The organism is Okeania sp. (assembly GCF_983059655.1).
The window spans coordinates 1-5822 of sequence record NZ_CEZPJD010000508.1; the positions used below are offsets into that span (position 1 = coordinate 1).

At 32.4% G+C, this 5822-nt stretch carries 2 protein-coding genes; one reads left to right on the forward strand and one right to left on the reverse strand.

Annotated elements, in window-relative coordinates; genetic code table 11:
• Positions 1–276: 276 nt before the first annotated feature.
• Positions 277–2892: a dynamin family protein gene (locus tag AC3DU7_RS22960; RefSeq protein WP_488041614.1), complete on the reverse strand. Its 2616-nt coding sequence runs from the start codon at positions 2890–2892 to the stop codon at positions 277–279.
• A 590-nt stretch (positions 2893–3482) separates the two neighbouring features.
• On the opposite strand from AC3DU7_RS22960, the gene AC3DU7_RS22965 reads away from it, so the two are divergent.
• A partial coding sequence (locus tag AC3DU7_RS22965; RefSeq protein ID WP_488041615.1) for a hypothetical protein occupies positions 3483–5822 on the forward strand: 2340 nt, incomplete at its 3' end.

Consider the following 5822-nt stretch of genomic DNA (forward strand, 5'->3'; position numbering starts at 1 on the left):
TCGCTCACTAAAAGCAATAGCTGAAGCGCTGAAGCGCTGACGGCTGAATGCTTACTGCTATATTCCTTTTAAATTATAGTAGTCGAAGAAAAGGTTAGCACAGATCGAAAGCTTAACACTCAGACAAGGTAATATTTTTCCCTCTTCCTTTTTCATTTAAGTTAATAGCAGTTGATCAAAATAATTGAGTCGCACAACCCCGTCTTTTAAGGAGAAATATTTTTGGAGACTTGCTCAAATTCCCGTTACAAAAACAATTTCTGACTTCTAACTTTGTTAACGACTCCCATTAATTTGATTTAAGGTTATTTCAAGCTGCTTTTGTATTTGTGTAAGTTGCTGTTGTTTAGCAGATATAAATGCTTTTTCAACTTTTAGTTGTGACTGAGTTTCTTTGTGAGCTTTATCTTGTTGTTCTAGGAGATTTTCATAAAGCAAGATTGCCTGTTCGATCGCCGTACTTACGGATTTAAATTGAGTGTAAAAAACTTCAGCAATATTGTCACAAACTTTATCAAGTATTTCTTCTGAAGATTCCTGAAACTTTTGAAAACCTACATCATAAACTTGTTTTTTGATCTTCGTATCTGCTTTTTCTTCATCACCACTAATACCAAAAAATGAACTAATCAAAGCCACTGCTCCCCCGGCTATAATAATAGGTAAAATTCCTAGTCCTGTAAACATAAATAATGCACCTGCCGTCAGACCACCTAGTTGTAATCCTTCCCATAAACCACCTCCATTATCATCATATCCCTCTAACTTAATTACAGAATTTATATCTAACTCATCTGCCATAATATTTTCAATTGCCAAATTAAATTGCTCATTCAAATTAGAATTTACTTGATCGTCAACCTCTTGTAAATTCATTCTAACAACCTCTAAATTTTGGCAAACTTCTTTACTTAAAATCTGTAAATTATTCACCACAATTTTCTTTACTTCTGTATTCCCCCAGTTTTCTAATTCTGTAGAAAGAGAACTTGTAAATCCTTCAGCATAATCTTTGATAACTTTTTCTCTATCCCAAAGAGGTGAATGTTCTGAATCCCATTCATTAATTTTTTCAGATAAACGATCGCTCAATTCTTCTGTCCATTTATCCCATACTTCAGCAGTTTTTTTAATACTCTTATCTTTCAGTTTTTCAGTAGTTGATAAAATTTTCACATCCCCTTCACTTGCTTTTTCTATTTTTTCCAATATTTTCTGTTTTGCCTCCTCTGACAAATACACCTGACCATCTAAAATTTTTTCTGCTTGTTCTAATCCTTTTATTACCTCAGAAATTAAACTATTAATCTTCGTGACAAATTGTTGAATTGCTACAACACCTCGCTCAACAGTAAGAAAATTTTCTATGGACTTTGTGAAATTATAAAAATAGGTCAAATATTCATTTTTTTCATCTTCTAAAGTTGCATCCAAAGCAGCTTGAGCGGAAATAAAATGTAAACGATTTTCACCCGCAATAATCGGTTTTTCACCAAAGACAAAATTTTCTAAACTCTTTCTAATTTGCTGACGATATTTTTCACTCCTGACCAAATCTAGAAAATTTACCAACACAAATAAATTATCTGCAGGTAAATCAATTTGATTCCCATTTAACTGCAATTTCAAACTTTGAAGTAACTCTCGTTCCCCTGGAGTTAATGAACGAGAAGCATTAGTTAAAAAAATCACAGCATCCGTATCTTTTATTAATTTTTGAGTAACAATTTTACGGTCTGGATGTTCATTTAAACCAGGAGAATCAACAATTTCTACCCCACTCTTACATAACTCTAAATCTGGATGTTCAAAAGATATTGATTCTAGCTCTGAGTGCGCTAATTCTTGACTCATATTTCCTAAAGCTGCTGATTCTGAAATAGTAGATTTTTCCCGATATTCTTCTAAAGAAATTTCTATCTCATCACCATTTTTATAACGACAAATAACTCGCTTTTGTTCGCCATATTTTAAAACTGTAACTGTGCCACTGCAAGGAATTTCTCTAACTGGTTGAATTTCTTCTCCTAGCAAAGCATTTAATAAGGTTGATTTACCTTGACTAAATTCTCCAACTACTGCAACTCTAAATTTTTGGGATTGTATTTTTTCGGAGACTTTACCTACCTCAGATATTAAAGTATTTGGCAGTAAATCTCTCTCATTTGATACTGCAACTATTTGATAAATTTCGGAGCAAAGATTATGCAATTGTTGTTTATGTGTTTGAAACTCTTTTAATCTTTGATAAACTATAGTTTGTTGAGGCCGATCTTTTTGATTTTGATTTTGATTGTAGTTAGGTAAGAGTGAATTTAGCATTTCACTAGCAGCTTTGACAAAAATATTATCTAACTGATGGAAACGTGCTGGATTCAGTAAATATGCCACTTCATCTATCGCCTTATGGGCGAAACTTTCTTGATGAGTAAAACCCGCTTCTAGTACCTGCAAATGTTTAGTTTTAATGCCTAACTTACGACTAATAATTTCCAAATATTTTTTCTCTCGTACATCAATATTTCCATCAGCAGCAGACATTTCATAACCAAAGCAAATTAATAACAATTTTTCTGGAGGAGACAGAGGATAAGTCAGTGTTAAAATCGCCTCAATTTTTTTGTAAAGATGTTGCTTTGATACTCCTTGAATCATTAATTTAGTTAATTCCAAGATATTTCCTTTTGGCGGAATAAATTTATGGAGGGTAATTTTTAATCTCGCTCTTTCTTCCTCTGCTACTTTCCCATCTGCATAAATAACACCTATCAGTATGATGACCAAATTTGCCAGAAATAATACTGGTGGATTAATATCCTTCTTACTCAACTTATTTCCAGTAATAACAGATAGCAGATTAACTGATTCGGTGCTAATTTTTGCAGTATCCATAGGTATATATATTTAATATTTTATCTTTTCTTTTGCAGATTTAATTCTTCACCATCTAAACGGTGTTTAAAATTGTTTGGGATTTGTAGACATGAAGTGCTAGGTCGTTGATTATCCATGAGCAATTTTTCCTTCTGCCTTCTGCCTTTTTCAATGAGATATTATTATTATACCTGCATTAAAGTTATTACTGAGTAAAGATATTTCACAAAAAGTTATCATTATAAATTTAGATTTCTGTATATAAACAATCAGAATAATGAATTGACTTAAAAAATGAATTGACTTAACAGAGGAATCAATGGAATTGAAATGATTGACAGTAGTTCGCCTAATCAAATCAAAGAATGAGGTTGCCTTAAAGGAATTGAAAGTAATATTACGCCGAATAAATTGCATAGTTGTATTAACTTTTTAAATCTTCTAATCTGTTTTGATTATTTTGTTTATATAGCCTTTTTATTGAGGGAATTTTAGAGATTTTTTTGAGCTGAGAAATCGCTATATATAAAAGCTTTAAATTTTCTTCTATGTTAGACTAGGCTATTAAATAAGAATACTCAAGGCAAACCCATAATTAAAGACAGTTTATGGTTACTGATATATCCTCAAAAATTAAAAGCATCATAGAAAAACGTGAACCTCTAGCTAAGAGAGTTGAAAAAGTAGAGACTCATTTGACTTCTCTACAGCAAAGTATTCAACAGCTAATTAAGCAACGAAATAATTTTCTTCCTGAGCTTAATGATGCTCAAACGTCAGCAAATTTACAAGAAATTAATTTGGAGAAAATAGAGGCAGATATCAGAACTAACTTAACGACAATTAGTAAACTTAAAGCACGCTTTTATCGCCATACTCTAAATATTGGTGTAGTTGGTAGACCAAGACAAGGTAAAAGTAAATTTTTACAGACTTTAACAGGATTAACTCCCAATGAAATTCCTGACGGAAGTGGACAACATTGCACGGGAGTTATGAGTATTATTTATCATCAACCAGAAGTGCAAGAAACTAGAGGAAAAGTCTACTCTCACTCCGAAAAAAGTTTACTAGAAGAAGTTATTAAGCTTTACTACGAAGATTTACCACTTGGAACAAAACCAACAAAACTTTCAGATTTTATTAACAAGGGTTTACCCGCATTACCAAATAATATTGACACGGCAGTAGACCAAGCAAAATATGAATATTTAAAACGGTATAAAGAACATTATCACGAATACAAAAACGTCTTAGAGCTTAAACCAATTTTTCCAATTTCCCAGGAAAAAATTAGAGAGTATGTTGCTCAAGACGACATTACAGGCAAACAAGTTTACTACAATTATTTAGCTGTCAAAAAAGTAGAAATTGAATGTCAGTTTCCTCATTCAGATATTGGTCAAATAGCAGTAGTAGACTTACCTGGTTTAGGTGATACAGGGGTAGGTGATGTAGAGCGAATGATTAAAGTTTTGAGTGAAGATGTAGACTTTGTTTTGTTTGTGCGAAAACCTAACGCTGGGGGAGATTATTGGGATAAAAATGCTGATTTAGGTCTCTACGACCGAGCTAAAAAAGGAATACCTGCAATTCCTTTATCAAGGTGGTCATTTTTAATTCTCAATCAAACTGCTCCTGACTCGGAACAAGGAGATAATTCCAGAAATTGTCAGGGTTTTTTCAATAAACTTTCAGATACAAAGATGGAGTTTGCTAACTGCATTATTGCTGACTGTGCTAATAAGGAAGAAACGGCGAATGTGTTAGAAAAAATCTTGCAGTATTTGACAGAAAATATTACTGAGTTAGACCATAAATATGCCCTAACTTTTGAAAATAAGTTGATTCAGTTAAGGAAGAATTTGCAAGCAGAATTAGAAAAAGCTAGTTCTGCTCTACAACAATATGCTGGAGATAAAAGACTTTTTCAGAAGTCGTTTAAGCAATTTTGGGATAAATTAACTAATACTTTACAGCCATATTTGGAAGAAATTGAGTTGGCAAGTAATAAAACAGATGAAACTTTCCAAAAAGAAGTAAATGAAGTGATAGAAAATTGCAACAAACTGCCATCTATTCCTAAGTCTGTAGAGCAAATCAAAAAAGATAGAAACAGATTGGGTTTATATACCGAAGCTTACAGTCGTTATCTACATATTGTCAGAACAGATTTATCCAAACAATTCTTATTTCTAGATGGAAAAATTCAAGATTATTTGGACATGATTAAATCAGAAATAGCCTGGTTATTAACTGATGAAGTGCAACTAGGAGGATTAACTGATGCGCGAGAAATTGACTTTCTAAAATGGATGGCAGACCATATTCCATCGGATTTAATTAATCTCAAGTTAGGGTTTAAAACTATTTCCGCTTTTAACGTATCTTATGCAGGTATTATTCAGCGTCAAGTCAGGCAACATATTAATAGACTTACCCCCGATAAAAATCCTCTGAATTTAACTCCCGATTTGGAAATATTGTGGTCGGAATTGGAAGAAATATTAAATCCTGATAAATTTGATATTAAAGAAATGGGGGCTAAGTTTCCTACAATAGAGAAAATTGAAGAATTGTGGAAAAAACTTTTACCTGGTATTTTAAATTCGGATGATGTACCTGAAGAACAAAAACTTAAGTCAAAACTTTTACTCCAGAAAATGGAGCAGGAAATTTCTACTAATAATGCTGAAGATTCGGACAAAGTTTTGATAGAAATTCAGAAAAAACATAAATTGGTGGTTGATTTATGTAAATCTGATTTAGACAAGTTATTATCTGAACCTAAACAGTTAGCTTATGCAATGGTAGCTGAGTTTGTAGATCGGATATCGTATGCTGAGAATATTAAAGATGATTGGGAGATTTTTTTAGATGATGAACAAGTACGACAGAAGATTTGGCCGGAATTTAAGACTATGGCAAATCGGATGAAAATTCAAAGA

Bases quoted from the DNA above. Each gene is read 5' to 3' on its own strand.
- AC3DU7_RS22960 (WP_488041614.1), bottom strand. From the start codon at position 2,892: ATGGATACTGCAAAAATTAGCACCGAATCAGTTAATCTGCTATCTGTT.